Origin of the sequence: Mycobacterium sp. 852013-51886_SCH5428379 (genome assembly GCF_001665575.1) — a bacterium.
GTDB lineage: Bacteria > Actinomycetota > Actinomycetes > Mycobacteriales > Mycobacteriaceae > Mycobacterium.
In genome coordinates, this window is the sequence record NZ_LZSU01000029.1 from 39,283 (window position 1) to 52,222 (window position 12,940).

Below are 12,940 nucleotides of genomic sequence, written 5' to 3' on the forward strand. Positions count from 1 at the left end.
GTATCGAGCGGACCCCGCAGCCCGGCACGACGCGCGGGCTCAGGTGACCTCGAAGCCCAATCGGCGCGCCGCGCGCGCCTTCTGCCTACTGGCGCGCAGCCGTCGCAGCCGCTTGACCAGCATGGGGTCCGCGGCCAGCGCCTCCGGCCGGTCCACCAGTGCGTTGAGCACCTGGTAGTACCGCGTCGCCGACATGGAGAACAACTCCTTGATGGCGTCTTCCTTGCTGCCGGCGTACTTCCACCACTGCCGTTCGAAGGCCAGGATGTCGAATTCGCGGCGAGTCAACCCATCGGGCAGATCAGAGTCGTCTCCGGATTGCTCCGCCCGCGCCATGGCGCCGTCCATATCGCTTCCCGGACCCCTTCGACGATCACAGACAATTTCGTTTCAACCGAGAAATTACATCCCTGTGGTTCGGCGCTCATTCAATCACGGCGTGCACAGATGAGGCGTCACCAATGCGGGCGCGTCGGCTCACTTAAGCTGCACCCGTGGCCGTCGTACCGATTCGCATCGTGGGAGATCCCGTCCTGCACACCGCAACCACCCCGGTTCCCGTGGGTGACGACGGTGCATTACCGCCGGAACTGGCGGACCTGATCCGAGATCTCTACGACACGATGGACGCCGCCAACGGAGTCGGGTTGGCCGCCAACCAGATCGGCGTCTCCCAGCGCGTGTTCGTCTACGACTGCGCCGATGCGCGCGGCCGCACCAGCCGCCGCCGCGGCGTCGTGGTCAACCCGGTTCTCGAGACCTCCGAGGTGCCCGAGACCATGCCCGATCCCGACGACGACGAAGAGGGCTGTCTGTCGGTACCCGGCGAGCAGTTCCCCACCGGGCGCGCCGACTGGGCGCGGGTGACCGGCCTGGACGCCGACGGCACCCCCATCACCCTCGAGGGCACCGGGCTGTTCGCGCGCATGCTGCAGCACGAGACCGGTCACCTCGACGGTTTCCTCTACCTCGATCGGCTCATCGGCCGGCACGCCCGCGCGGCCAAGAAAACGGTCAAGCACAACGGCTGGGGCGTGCCCGGCCTGAGCTGGCTGCCGGGCGAGGACCCCGACCCGTTCGGGCACTGACGCGGTGGCCGACCTGCCTCGTCCGGGCACCCGGGTGAGCCTGCGCTACCGGCTGCCTGCTGGGTCGACCCCACCCCTGAACGACGTGGTCGGCCACGTCGTCGAGCGGGAACCGGTGGTCCGCATCCGCACGAGAACCGGTGAGACGGTCGACGTCCCGGTCGCCGATGTCGTCAGCGTGCGGGTGCTGACCGACGCGCCGGTGAAGGCCTCGCAGATCCGCGCGGTCGAGCACGCCGCCGCGATGGCCTGGCCGGGCCTCGAGCACCAGTGGCTGGACGGCTGGTTGCTCCGGGCCGCCGGCGGACACACCCACCGCGGCAATTCCGCTGTGCCGCTGGATATCCACGCCGGCACCGCCGCACTGCCCGCCATCCGCCAGTGGTATGCCGACCGCGCGCTGACGCCGTGGCTCGCGACCGCCGACCGCCTCGTCCGGCTGCCCGCCGGCGTCGAGGTGCACCTCGAGAGCATTGTCATGGTCCGCGATCTGCCCGCCGAGGACGCCGAACCGATCACCGTGCTCGACCGCCCCGATACGACGTGGCTGCGGGTCTACGAACGCGACGTGCCGGTCGAGGTCCTGACCGCCGTCGCGGACGGCGACGTCTGCTTCGGCCGGATCGACGACGCGGCGGTCGGCCGCGCGGCGGTCACCCCGGCGCACGACGGAGTGCGGTGGGCGGGCCTGTCGGCCGTGCGGGTGGCAGAAGACCACCGCCGCAGCGGATACGCCCGCCGATTGTGCGCTGGGATGCTGAAGTGGGCCGCCACCCGAGCGGCCACCCGGGCCTACGTCCAGGTACTGGCCGACAACACCGGCGCCCTCGCGCTCTACGAGTCGATGGGCTTCACCGCACAGCACCGGGAGCGCTACATCGACGCCCGTACCCTGTAGCGATGCGGCTGGCCACCTGGAACGTCAACTCGATCCGCGCCCGGGTGGACCGGGTCACCGACTGGCTGCAACGCAGCGACGTCGACGTGCTCGCCATGCAGGAGACCAAGTGCTCGGCCGAGCAGTTCCCCACGATGCCGTTCGAGGCGATCGGCTACGAGGTGGTGCACTGCGGGTTCAACCAGTGGAACGGCGTGGCGATCGCCTCGCGCATCGGCATCGAGGACGTCCAGGTCGGCTTCGAAGGTCAACCGACGTGGAGTTCCGACGAGACCGTGGAGGCGGCCGCGGAGGCGAGGGCGATCGGCGCCACCTGCGGCGGGGTGCGGGTGTGGAGTCTCTACATCCCAAACGGCCGCTTCGTCGGCTCGCCACACTATGGGTACAAGCTGGAATGGCTTGCTGCCCTGCGTGATACCGCACACCGTTGGTTGACCGAGGAGCCGTCGGCACCGATCGCGATGGTCGGAGACTGGAACATCGCCCCGACCGACGACGACGTCTGGAGCGTCGAGGCATATCAGGACAGCACCCACGTCACGCCGGCGGAACGCGACGCCTTCGCCGCGATCGTCGACGCCGGCTACGCGGATGTGGTTCGTCCGTTCGCCCCCGGCCCCGGCGTCTACACCTACTGGGACTACACGCGCCTGGCGTTCCAGAAGCGTCGCGGTATGCGCATCGACTTCATCCTGGGCTCACCGGCGTTCGCCGACCGGGTGACCCACGCCGAGATCGTCCGCGAGGAACGCAAGGGTAAAGGGGCCAGCGATCATGCGCCGGTGCTGGTCGAGCTCGACGGAACGGATTCGTCCTCGGCGTAACGACCGGGGTTGAACAGCGACGCCACCGCTCCCAGCAGCATCATCACCGCGGCGGCGGTGAAGACCACGACCAGCCCGGAGTGGAACGGGCCGGTGATCAGCTCGGGGAAGAAGGTCTTGCCGGTCAGCACGTCGGCGTTGACGCCGGGCTGCTGCAGCGCGTGGGACGGCTCGAGCAGTTCGGCGATGGGGTTGTGTCCCAGGAACGCGGCGAACAGGCTGCCGACCGGTGGCAGACCGGCGACGTCGTCGGCCACCGACGCGGCGACGCCCTGGGCCTGCAACCCGCTGCTCATCGCACCGGGCAGCGTGTTCGCCAGGCCCACAATCATCAACGAGAAGAACACGCCGATGGACAGCGAAGAGCCGGCGTTGAAGAACGTCGCCCGCACACCGGAGGCGGCGCCGCGTTCGGCGGGCGGGACGCTCGACATGATCGACGCGGTGTTGGGTGCGGTGAAGATTCCGCCGCCCAGGCCGTTGAGGAATACCAGCAGTGCGAACAACCAGTAGTCGAAGTTGACCGGGATCAGCACCAGCGCGACGAACGTCGCCGCCATCAGCAACATGCCGCCGACGGTGAACGGCCGCGCTCCGAAGCGGTCGGACAGCGAACCGGCCAGCGGACCGGCGATCAGGAAGCCGACGGTCATCGGCAGCATGTAGATGCCCGCCCACAGCGGCGTCGACTCGAAGCTGTAGCCGTGCAGCGGCAGCCAGATACCCTGCAACCAGATGATGAGCATGAACTGCAGGCCGCCGCGGCCCACCGACGACATCAGCCCGGCGAGGTTGCCCATGCCGAAGGACGCCGACCGGAACAGCCGGATGTTGACCATGGGTGCGGCGACGTGCAGTTCGACGAAGCAGAACGCGACCAGCAGGGCCACCCCGAATCCGATGCCGCCGAGCACCCACGGGTTGGTCCAGCCGGTGGTCGAGTCGCCGTAGGGCTGGATGCCGTAGGTGATGCCGATCAGCAGCACGGTCAGGCCGACGCCAAACGTCAACGTGCCCGCCCAGTCGATCCGTCCCGGTGTCCGCACGCCCAACTCCCGCAGCGAGCGGTAGCTCCAGACGGTGCCGAGGATGCCGATCGGCACGCCCACCCAGAAGATCGCCTTCCAGTTCCACTCGGACAGGAAGCCGCCGATGAGCAGACCCAGGAAGGACCCGGCGACGGCGGCCACCATGTTGACGCCCAGCGCCATGCCGCGCTGTCTGGCGGGGAACGCGTCGGTCAGGATTGCCGACGACGACGCCATCAGCATCGCTCCGCCGACGCCCTGCAGAACGCGCCAGCCGATCAGCCACACGGCGCCGCCCCCGAGGCTGAACGGGTCGAAGGACAGCGCAACGGCTGCCACGGTGAACACCGCGAAACCCAGGTTGTAGATGCGGACCCGGCCGAGCATGTCGCCGAGCCGCCCGAACGGCACCACCAGCACGGCCGTGACCACCAGGTAGCCCATCAGCATCCACAGCAGATAGCTGACGTTGCCGGGAGCGAGTGGGTTGAGCCCGATGCCGCGGAAGATCGCCGGCAGCGAGATCAGCACGATCGAGGCGTTGACGGTCGCCAGCAGCGTGCCCAATGTCGTGTTGGACAGGACGATCCACTTGTAGAAGGGGTGGTCGTGGTCCATGCGCCTGCGCCGGCGGGTGGTCTCGTCGACCGGCGGCGCGGTTCCGAGTTCAGTCGTCATGTGGGCTTCTCTTCGGTGTCGGGCACTGGAGGCGCCACGCTGCGCCGGGGAAAGGATCGGAATACACATATATTACCTATGCAAAACATCTCCGGGCCAGATACGTCGTGCGCTAGGTTGGGCACCACCGGGAAATCCACCCGGTGACCACCACGCGGGAGCGCGCACCGAGCGTGCTGAGAGGACAGCTGGGGCTGTCGACCGTAAGAACCTGACCGGATAATGCCGGCGTAGGGAGACACACGATGACGTCCGATGCCGCGACGTACCTGCCACTGTCCGAGGCCGGACACACCCCGCTGCGGGTGATGACCATCGCCGGATCGGATTCCGGTGGCGGCGCGGGCATTCAGGCCGATCTGCGCACGTTCGCCCTGCTCGGCATCCACGGCGTGGTCGCCGTCACGGCGGTGACAGTGCAGAACTCGTTGGGAGTCAAGGGCTTTCACGAGATCCCCGTGGAGGTGATCGGGGGTCAGATCGGTGCCGTCGCCTCGGACATCGGCATCCAGGCCGCCAAGACCGGAATGCTGGCGTCCTCGGAGATCATCGGCACGGTCGCCGACACCTGGCGCAGCCAGGGCCTTGCCGGTGTGGTGCCGTTGGTGGTCGACCCCGTGTGCGCGTCGATGCACGGCGATCCGCTCCTGCACCCTAGTGCGGTCGACGCACTGCGCGAACAGCTCTTCCCGCTGGCCACCGTCGTCACCCCGAACCTCGACGAGGTAAGGCTGCTCACCGGGGTCGACGTCGTGGACCCGGAGTCCCAGCGGGCGGCGGCGCAGGCGCTGCACGCCATGGGGCCGCGGTGGGCGCTGGTCAAGGGCGGGCACCTGCGGTCGTCGTCACGCGCCCCCGATCTGCTGTTCGACGGCACCGACTTTTACGAATTCGACGCGCCGCGGGTGGACACCGGGCACGACCACGGCGCCGGGGACACCCTGGCAGCGGCCACGGCGTCGGCCCTCGCGCACGGATACGACGTGCCCGACGCGGTCGCGTTCGCCAAGCGGTGGGTCACCGAGTGCCTGCGCGCGGCCTATCCCCTGGGCGAGGGACACGGGCCGGTCTCCGCGCTGTTCCGGCTGCGCCCGTGAACCTCGACGACATCGCGGGCGTCGCGCACGAACCCGACGGCATCCCGGCGGGCGTCGTCGTGCTGACCCACGGCGCCGGCGGCAGCCGGGACGCTCCGCTCCTCGTGCGGATCTGCGACGAATGGGCGCGCCGCGGTTGGCTGGCCGTGCGCTACAACCTGCCCTATCGGCGGCGCCGGCCGAAGGGTCCGCCGTCGGGTTCCGCCGCGGCCGACCGGGCCGGGGTTGCCGAGGCCGTGGCGACCGTACGGGGTCTGGCCGACGGTCCGGTGATCGCCGGCGGTCACTCCTACGGCGGTCGGATGACGTCGATGGCAGTCGCGGACGGCCATGTGGCGCCCGACGTGCTGACGCTGTTCTCCTATCCCCTGCACCCGCCGGGCAAGCCGGACCGCCTGCGCACCGAACACCTCCCGCGCATCGCCGTGCCGACCGTCTTCACCCACGGCACCTCCGATCCGTTCGGCGGCATCGAGGAAGTCCGCGACGCCGCCCGGCTCGTCGCCGCACCGACCGAGGTGGTCGAGGTGACCGGGGCCCGCCACGACCTCGCGTCGAAAACGCTGCACGTCCCGGCGCTCGCCGTCGACGCAGCGCTGCGGATGCTGCGGTGACGGACAGGCAACCGCGTACTCGCCCAACAGCTATCGTCGTTCCATGACCATGCCCCCGGCCCCGCCACCACCGCCCGGCCAGCCGCCGTACGGGCAGCCTCAATACGGTCAGCAACCCCCGTACGGGCAGCAACCGCAGTACGGGCAGCAACCGCAGTACGGTCAGCAGCCCTATTACGGGCAGCAGCAGCCACCGCACTATCCGCCACCACCACCCCAGCCGTACGCCGGGATGCCGCCCGCCGGGCCGCCGCCGAAGAAGAACCGGCTCTGGCTCATCCTCGGCATCGTGGCCGCCCTCCTGATCCTGGCGATCGTCGCCGTGGTGGTCGTCGTGTTCGTCGTGGTGGGCAGCGGTACCAAGACCGCCACGAACGTCGAGGTGGGCGACTGCCTCGCCGAGATCCCCGACGCGTCGCGGGTCCTCACAGTGAAGACCGTGGACTGCGCCGAGACACACGCCGGCGAGGTCTTCGCGGTGCTGGACATGCCCGACGGTGACTACCCCGGCGACGCCGCGGTCCAGGAGTACTCGAACCGGTGCGGACCGGCACTGGCGACTTATTCGCCCGAAGCGATGACCGACGACAGCGTGCAGCTCTACGTGCTCTATCCGACGGAGGAGACCTGGGGCCAGGGCGACCGCGCGGTGACGTGCGTTGCCACCCTGGATCCGCCGCGGACCGGCTCACTCAGGGAGTGACCGTAGAGGGTCCTATTCGGTACTTCGGGTACCGTTGTCGGTCATGACTTCGGAGCAGTTCGACGCGGTCATCGTGGGCGCCGGGTTCGCTGGAATCGGCGCCGCGATCCAGCTCAAGCGGCTGGGCGTGACCGACTTCGTGATCCTCGACCGCGAGGACGACCTCGGCGGGACGTGGTACGTCAACCACTACCCGGGCCTCGCGGTGGACGTCCCCACCACCACCTACAGCTACTACTTCGAACCGAACCCGAACTGGTCGCGGCTGTTCTCCACCGGCAACGAGATCAAGCAGTACGCCGACGACGTCGCCGACAAGTACGACGTCCGCCGCCATATCCGCTTCAACACCACGGTCGAGGGCGCCCGCTGGGACGACGACGCCAAGGTGTGGCGGGTCGCGGTGGCGGGCGGTGACACGCTCAGCGCCCGCTATCTGTTCACCGCGACCGGTTTCCTGTCCCAGCCGCACATGCCCGACATCCCCGGTATCGCCGACTTCGCGGGCAAGGTCATCCACACCACCGACTGGGACGACAGCTTCGACCCGTCCGGTAAGCGGGTAGCGATCATCGGTACCGGCGCCACCGCGGTGCAGCTGATCCCGGAGCTGGCGAAGACGGCCGCCGACCTCACCGTCTATCAGCGCACCCCGATCTGGGTGGTGCCCAAGATCGACCTCCGGTTCTCCGAGCGGGCCAAGCGGCTGTTCGCCCGCGTGCCCGCCACCCAGCGCGCCATCCGCGCCGTCACCGACGCCATCTACGAGTTCATGGTGTGGATCGGCATCCTGCACTTCCGGGGCAGCCGCGGCCGCGGCAACATCGCCGCAGGCGACCTGGCGAAGCTGTACCGATTCCTGACGATCCGCGACAAGGAACTGCGCCGCAAGCTGACACCGGACTACGACTTCGGGTGCAAGCGGCCGACGTTCTCCAACAGCTACTACCGGGTGTTCACCAAACCGCACGTGCACCTGCAGGCCGACGGCATCGAACGCATCGAGGCCGACGGGATCGTCAACGCCGACGGCACCAAGACCGTCATCGACTCACTGGTGCTGGCGACGGGCTTCGACCTGTGGGAGGCCAACTTCCCCGCCATCGAGGTCATCGGCCGCGACGGCCGCAACCTCGGAAAGTGGTGGCGCGACACGCGTTTCCAGGCCTACCAGGGCGTGACGGTGCCGTCGTTCCCGAACTTCATGAGCCTGGCCAGTCCGTACGCGTTCCTCGGGCTGAACTTCTTCAACACCATGGAATACCAGATGCGGCACATGGATCGGCTCTTCGGCGAACTCAGGCGCCGGGGCGCCACCACGTTCGAGATCACCGAAGAGGCCAACAGCCGCTACCTGGATCGGATGACGGAACTGCTCGGCGAATCGCTGTTCACCAACGGCAACTGCGCGAGTGCGCGGTCTTACTATTTCAATCCCAGCGGCGAGGCGACCCTGCTGCGGCCGATGTCCACCAAAGCCGCGGTGCGCGAAGCCTCCGAGTTCCCCCTGACCGACTATCAACTCACCTGACCCCTGAAGGGACCCCCGTGAAAACCCGTGTGAAGAAGCAGAATTCGCGTGCCGCGATGCTGGCAGGTCTGACCGTGGCCGGCGCCGGTCTCGCCCACTTCGCCAACCCGAAGGCATTCGAGCCGATCACCGTCGCGGCGTTCCCCGACAACACCCGGCGCCACGTCTACACCAACGGCAGCATCGAGACCGCGATCGGGCTGGCGCTGGCCGCCCGCCGGACTCGCAAGCTGGGCCTGGCCGGTCTGCTCGGCTACGCGGCCTACTTGGCCGGCAACACCGTGCGTAGCCGGTAGCGGCCCAACAACGTCAGATCCATCAGCCCGGACACCAGCGCCCGGGTATAGGGCGAGTTGCGGTATTGGACGAGCCTGCCGAGGTCGACCACGACGGCCATCGCCGCGTACACCGCGAACCTGGCCTGCCCCGCCGTCCACTCCGGGCGCAGCGCCGCGACCAGCTCACCCCACGTCTCCACGGTGGACCGCTGCAGATTACGCAGGATCTGCTGGTCGCCGGCGGACATGTTGAGCCGCTCGGTGTAGTAGACGTAGTCCATCTCGGGCTGGCCGAAGGAGCGGGCGACGTGGCCGTCGATCAGCCGCGTCAGCGCCTCCTCTCGGTCGGTCGACTGGTCGAGGATCGCCGTCATCTCCGCCGACCAGCGGTCGGCGTCGCGCCGGAAACCGCCGGCGAGAATGTCGCTCTTGCCCGAGAAGTACCGGTAGATCCCCGACGCCGGCATACCGACCGCGGCGGCGATGTCCTCCATCGAGGTGTCGCGATACCCCTTCTGATTGAACAGCTTCATCGACTCGACCAGCAGCGCTTCGTATTTCGACCGGTGTGCGAGCGGGGTGGCCGCCACCGGCTCCGCCTCGTCGGGAAGATCGGGGAAATCCGCGGGGACGAGGGTCAGCACCAGATCGGACAACAGGGCGCGGATCTGACCGCCGGGCAGCTTCGCCCGATGGTCGACGACGCTGCCGAGCACGCTCATCATCGCGGTCGACAGGGTCCAGCGGTCGCGGGAATCCAGGTCGGGGCGCAGCGCGCAGAGCGGACCCTGGATCCGGCGGTGCACGGCGCGCAGCTGCGCGTTGAGCGTGGCCTGATCGTCGCCGCGCAGGTAGCGGGCCTCCCAGCGGTACAGCCCGCCGGATTCCCGGTTGTTCAGCGCCGTGTCACTCAGTGCGGCGGCCAGTGCGAGGAGGACCTCGCGCGGATCCCCGTCCGCGTCGTCGGCGAAGGCGGTCGCGTCGACCAGCTGCTGACCGAGACTGAGCACCGCGTCGCGGAACAGCTCGTACTTACCGGTGTAGTGGCGGTACAGCGCGGCGGCCGAGATGCCGACCCGCGACGCGATGGCCTCCATGCTCACGCCGTGATAGCCGAGCGTGGAGAACGCCTCCGCCGAGGCGCGGGCGATCTGCGCCTTGCGGTCCCTGGGGCGGCGACGTACCCCATCACCACCTGCGGGCGAGGTGCGCGCCATGTCGACACACTATCCGGATCTGCGCGGCGGCGACCCGCCGGGCGAGGGTCGAGATTGTGACGGGTTGTCCGCACCCGGTGAGAACGGTCGTTAACATCGAACGGGGAGGGGCCCATGCATCGTCACAGCTGGCGTGTCGGCATCGCGGCCGCGCTGATGGTGGCCGTCGGGCTGTTCATCCTGCGCTTCCCGGTGCTGCTCGACCAGTACGACCAATGGGGTTGGCAGATCGACTGCGGCACCGGCTTCGCCGCTGACCTGGCCCAGGCCGAAGCCGCCGAGGACTCCGCAGCCGTCGAGGTCTGCCGATCGGCGCTCACCATGCGGCGGATCTGGACGATCCCGCTGATCGCCGGGGGAACGCTCATGCTGATCGTGGTGTTGCTCCGGGCCACGCTGACGCCGCAGCAGCGTCGGGTGTCCGCACAGCACGACACCGGATAGCGCGGCGAATACGATGCGCCGGTGGCTGCGAACGGCGATGCCGCCCTGACCCGGCGTCTCGGCTTCACCGACGCCGTCGTCATCGGACTGGGCGCGATGGTCGGCGCGGGAGTGTTCTCGGCCTTCGCTCCGGCGGCCGCCGCCGCGGGCAGCGGTCTGCTGATCGGGTTGGCGGTCGCCGCCGTCGTCGCCTACTGCAATGCGATGTCGTCGGCCCGGTTGGCCGCCCGCTATCCGCAGTCCGGCGGCACCTACGTCTATGGCCGCGAGCGGCTGGGCGGATTCTGGGGTCACCTCGCCGGGTGGAGCTTCGTTGTGGGCAAAACCGCGTCGTGCGCGGCGATCGCCCTCACCGTCGGTCTCTATGCGTGGCCCGACGCCGCGCGGCCGGTGGCGGTGGCCGCCGTCGTCGCGGTGACCGTGCTCAACTACACCGGCGTGCAGAAATCGGCCGTCCTGACCCGCTTCATCGTCGTGGCGGTGTGCGCCGTGCTCGTCGCCGCGGTGGCCGTCGTCGCCGGATCGGGCAGCGTCGACACGGCCCGGCTCGCTGTCACGTCGGACCTGTCCGTCGGCGGGGTGCTGCAGGCGGCCGGTCTGCTGTTCTTCGCCTTCGCCGGATACGCGCGGATCGCCACCCTCGGCGAGGAGGTACGCGATCCGGCACGGACGATCCCCCGCGCCATCCTCACCGCGCTGGGTGTCGCGCTCGTGCTCTACGCGCTTGTCGCGGTCACCGTGCTGGGCGCGCTCGGGCCTGCACTGGCAGCGTCGAGCGCGCCGCTGGCCGATGCCGTCTCGGCCGCGGGCGCGGGCGCAGAGGGTTTGACGCCGGTGGTGCGGGCCGGCGCGGCGGTGGCCGCCCTGGGTTCGCTGCTGGCCCTGATCCTGGGCGTCTCGCGCACCACGCTCGCGATGGCGCGCGACCGGCATCTACCGCACGCGCTGGCAGCGGTGCATCCGCGATTCGGCAGCCCGCACCGCGCCGAGATCGCGGTGGGCGTGGTCGTCGCGGTGCTGTGCGCGACCGTCGACCTGCGTGGGGCCATTGGCTTCTCGTCCTTCGCGGTGCTGATCTACTACGCCGTCGCCAACGCCGCGGCCTGGACGCTGGGCCACCGGGTGATCCCTGCGGTCGGCCTGGCGGGCTGCGTCCTGCTGGCGTTCTCGCTTCCGGCCGCCGCGGTCGTGACGGGCGGCGTGGTCGTCGCCGTCGGCGCGGTCGCCTATCTGGTGCGCTCTGCGTGCGAATGAGCCGCCGATGGTGTGTAGTCGTATGCCGTGAGCCTGCTGACGTGGAAGACCGTCGAATCCCGCGCTGACGCCGACTTCGTCGTCGCCCCCGACGAGCGGCTCGATTGGGGCCGAACCATCGGCATCGGCGCCCAGCACGTCGTGGCGATGTTCGGTGCGACGTTCCTGGTGCCGGTGCTCACCGGCTTTCCGCCGGCCACCACCCTGCTGTTCTCGGGTGTCGGCACGATCCTGTTCCTGATCATCACCGGCAACCGGCTGCCGAGCTATCTCGGTTCGAGCTTCTCGGTGATCGCTCCGGTCGTCGGTGCCACCGCCGCGCAGGGCACCGGCAGCGCGCTCGGCGGGATCGTGGCGCTCGGTCTGGTCCTCATCGCCATCGGCGGCATCGTGCACCTGGTCGGCACCCGCTGGCTAGACCTCACGCTGCCGCCGGTGGTGACCGGCGCGATCGTCGCGCTGATCGGGTTCAACCTCGCCCCCGCGGCCAAGGCCAACTTTGAGAAGGGTCCGCTGGTCGGCCTGGTGACGCTGGTACTGCTGGTGGCGACGCTGGCGTTCTTTCGCGGCATCGTCGGCCGGTTGGCCATCTTCGGCGCCGTGGTGGTCGGCTACCTGCTGGCGCTGGCACTCGGCGACGTGGACACCGCGAAGATCGCGGCCGCGCCGTGGATCGGCCTCCCCGAGTTCCAGACACCGTCGTTCTCGCTGGCCGTGCTGCCGATGTTCCTGCCCGCGGTCATCGCTCTCATCGCCGAGAACATCGGTCACGTGAAATCGGTCGGCCAGATGACCAAGACCGAGGTCGATCCGCTGATCGGCCGCGCGCTGGCAGCCGACGGGGTGGCCACCACGCTGGCCGGATTCGGCGGTGGATCGGCGACCACCACGTACGCGGAGAACATCGGAGTGATGGCCGCGACGCGCGTCTATTCGACCGCCGCGTACTGGGTGGCGGCGGTCGTCGCGATCGTGCTCTCCCTCTGCCCGAAGGTCGGAGCCGTGATCTCAGCGATTCCGGAGGGCGTCCTGGGTGGGGCGACGGTGGTGCTCTACGGCCTGGTCGGCATCCTCGGGATCCGTATCTGGCTGACCAACCGCGTGGACTTCTCCCTTCCGATCAACCAAATGACCGCGGCGATACCGTTGATCATCGGTATTGCCGACTTCACCTGGCAGGCCGGCGAATTGACATTCACCGGGATCGCGCTGGGATCCATCGCGGCGCTGCTGGTCTACCACGGGATGCGCCTGCTGGGTCTGCGGACCGCACGACAAGAGTAGCC

The 12,940-nt window shown here is 69.1% G+C and carries 14 protein-coding genes and 1 riboswitch; of the genes, 11 read left to right on the forward strand and 3 right to left on the reverse strand.

Annotation, left to right across the window (positions count from 1 at the left end):
* Positions 1-39 precede the first annotated feature (39 nt).
* Positions 40-348: a DUF3263 domain-containing protein gene (locus A5757_RS12200; RefSeq protein ID WP_066833796.1), complete on the reverse strand. Its 309-nt coding sequence runs from the start codon at positions 346-348 to the stop codon at positions 40-42.
* 146 nt (positions 349-494) lie between these two features.
* Between A5757_RS12200 and A5757_RS12205 the strand changes: the two genes are divergently transcribed.
* From A5757_RS12205 to A5757_RS12215, 3 genes are read left to right on the forward strand one after another with little or no spacing between them, the layout of a single operon-like run.
* Positions 495-1,088, forward strand: a complete 594-nt coding sequence (locus tag A5757_RS12205; RefSeq protein ID WP_066833799.1) for a peptide deformylase — start codon at positions 495-497, stop codon at positions 1,086-1,088.
* 4 nt (positions 1,089-1,092) lie between these two features.
* Complete coding sequence (locus tag A5757_RS12210) at positions 1,093-1,986, forward strand: GNAT family N-acetyltransferase (protein ID WP_066833802.1); 894 nt, start codon at positions 1,093-1,095, stop codon at positions 1,984-1,986.
* Positions 1,987-1,988: 2 nt separating this feature from the next.
* Positions 1,989-2,810 carry an exodeoxyribonuclease III gene (locus tag A5757_RS12215; protein ID WP_066833806.1) on the forward strand — a complete coding sequence of 274 codons (822 nt, stop codon included), beginning with the start codon at positions 1,989-1,991 and terminating at the stop codon, positions 2,808-2,810.
* On the opposite strand, the gene A5757_RS12220 is transcribed toward A5757_RS12215, so the two are convergent.
* Complete coding sequence (locus A5757_RS12220) at positions 2,759-4,516, reverse strand: MFS transporter (RefSeq protein WP_066833809.1); 1,758 nt, start codon at positions 4,514-4,516, stop codon at positions 2,759-2,761. The genes A5757_RS12215 and A5757_RS12220 overlap by 52 nt on opposite strands.
* A gap of 144 nt (positions 4,517-4,660) precedes the next feature.
* A riboswitch (TPP riboswitch) is annotated at positions 4,661-4,770 on the forward strand.
* On the opposite strand from A5757_RS12220, the gene thiD reads away from it, so the two are divergent.
* The 5 genes from thiD to A5757_RS12245 all read left to right on the forward strand — a co-directional run bounded on the left by thiD (position 4,762) and on the right by A5757_RS12245 (position 8,757).
* Positions 4,762-5,613, forward strand: coding sequence for a bifunctional hydroxymethylpyrimidine kinase/phosphomethylpyrimidine kinase (thiD, locus tag A5757_RS12225; protein WP_066834021.1), 852 nt, complete (start codon positions 4,762-4,764; stop codon positions 5,611-5,613). It overlaps the preceding riboswitch by 9 nt.
* Positions 5,610-6,227 carry an alpha/beta family hydrolase gene (locus A5757_RS12230; protein ID WP_066833812.1) on the forward strand — a complete coding sequence of 206 codons (618 nt, stop codon included), beginning with the start codon at positions 5,610-5,612 and terminating at the stop codon, positions 6,225-6,227. The genes thiD and A5757_RS12230 overlap by 4 nt, the downstream gene beginning before the upstream one ends.
* Before the next feature lie 43 nt (positions 6,228-6,270).
* A complete protein-coding gene (locus A5757_RS12235; RefSeq protein ID WP_066833815.1) occupies positions 6,271-6,930 on the forward strand; it encodes a septum formation family protein in 660 nt (219 codons plus the stop codon).
* A 43-nt stretch (positions 6,931-6,973) separates the two neighbouring features.
* Entirely contained in the window at positions 6,974-8,461 is a 1,488-nt protein-coding gene (locus tag A5757_RS12240; RefSeq protein ID WP_156618339.1) for an NAD(P)/FAD-dependent oxidoreductase, read from the forward strand.
* A gap of 56 nt (positions 8,462-8,517) precedes the next feature.
* Entirely contained in the window at positions 8,518-8,757 is a 240-nt protein-coding gene (locus A5757_RS12245; RefSeq protein WP_281498585.1) for a hypothetical protein, read from the forward strand.
* Here the strand turns inward: A5757_RS12245 and A5757_RS12250 are convergent.
* Positions 8,724-9,956, reverse strand: a complete 1,233-nt coding sequence (locus tag A5757_RS12250) for a TetR/AcrR family transcriptional regulator (protein WP_066833821.1) — start codon at positions 9,954-9,956, stop codon at positions 8,724-8,726. The two genes, A5757_RS12245 and A5757_RS12250, sit on opposite strands and share 34 nt — an antisense overlap.
* Before the next feature lie 114 nt (positions 9,957-10,070).
* Here A5757_RS12250 and A5757_RS12255 point away from each other — a divergent pair, with 114 nt between their 5' ends.
* The 3 genes from A5757_RS12255 (at position 10,071) to A5757_RS12265 (ending at position 12,938) form a co-directional block, all read left to right on the forward strand.
* Positions 10,071-10,400: a hypothetical protein gene (locus A5757_RS12255; RefSeq protein WP_066833823.1), complete on the forward strand. Its 330-nt coding sequence runs from the start codon at positions 10,071-10,073 to the stop codon at positions 10,398-10,400.
* Between the two features lie 96 nt (positions 10,401-10,496).
* A complete protein-coding gene (locus tag A5757_RS12260) occupies positions 10,497-11,654 on the forward strand; it encodes an APC family permease (protein ID WP_082929435.1) in 1,158 nt (385 codons plus the stop codon).
* 27 nt (positions 11,655-11,681) lie between these two features.
* On the forward strand, positions 11,682-12,938 hold the full coding sequence (locus tag A5757_RS12265; RefSeq protein WP_066833830.1) for a uracil-xanthine permease family protein: 1,257 nt from the start codon (positions 11,682-11,684) through the stop codon (positions 12,936-12,938).
* Positions 12,939-12,940 lie beyond the last annotated feature (2 nt).

What these genes read in the sequence shown, in the direction of transcription:
- thiD (WP_066834021.1), top strand. Translation starts at nt 4,762, where the DNA reads ATGACGTCCGATGCCGCGACGTACCTGCCACTGTCCGAGGCCGGACAC.
- A5757_RS12240 (WP_156618339.1), top strand. Translation starts at nt 6,974, where the DNA reads ATGACTTCGGAGCAGTTCGACGCGGTCATCGTGGGCGCCGGGTTCGCT.
- A5757_RS12220 (WP_066833809.1), bottom strand. Translation starts at nt 4,516, where the DNA reads ATGACGACTGAACTCGGAACCGCGCCGCCGGTCGACGAGACCACCCGC.
- A5757_RS12200 (WP_066833796.1), bottom strand. Translation starts at nt 348, where the DNA reads ATGGACGGCGCCATGGCGCGGGCGGAGCAATCCGGAGACGACTCTGAT.
- A5757_RS12255 (WP_066833823.1), top strand. Translation starts at nt 10,071, where the DNA reads ATGCATCGTCACAGCTGGCGTGTCGGCATCGCGGCCGCGCTGATGGTG.
- A5757_RS12250 (WP_066833821.1), bottom strand. Translation starts at nt 9,956, where the DNA reads ATGGCGCGCACCTCGCCCGCAGGTGGTGATGGGGTACGTCGCCGCCCC.
- A5757_RS12260 (WP_082929435.1), top strand. Translation starts at nt 10,497, where the DNA reads ATGGTCGGCGCGGGAGTGTTCTCGGCCTTCGCTCCGGCGGCCGCCGCC.
- A5757_RS12235 (WP_066833815.1), top strand. Translation starts at nt 6,271, where the DNA reads ATGACCATGCCCCCGGCCCCGCCACCACCGCCCGGCCAGCCGCCGTAC.
- A5757_RS12245 (WP_281498585.1), top strand. Translation starts at nt 8,518, where the DNA reads ATGCTGGCAGGTCTGACCGTGGCCGGCGCCGGTCTCGCCCACTTCGCC.
- A5757_RS12215 (WP_066833806.1), top strand. Translation starts at nt 1,989, where the DNA reads ATGCGGCTGGCCACCTGGAACGTCAACTCGATCCGCGCCCGGGTGGAC.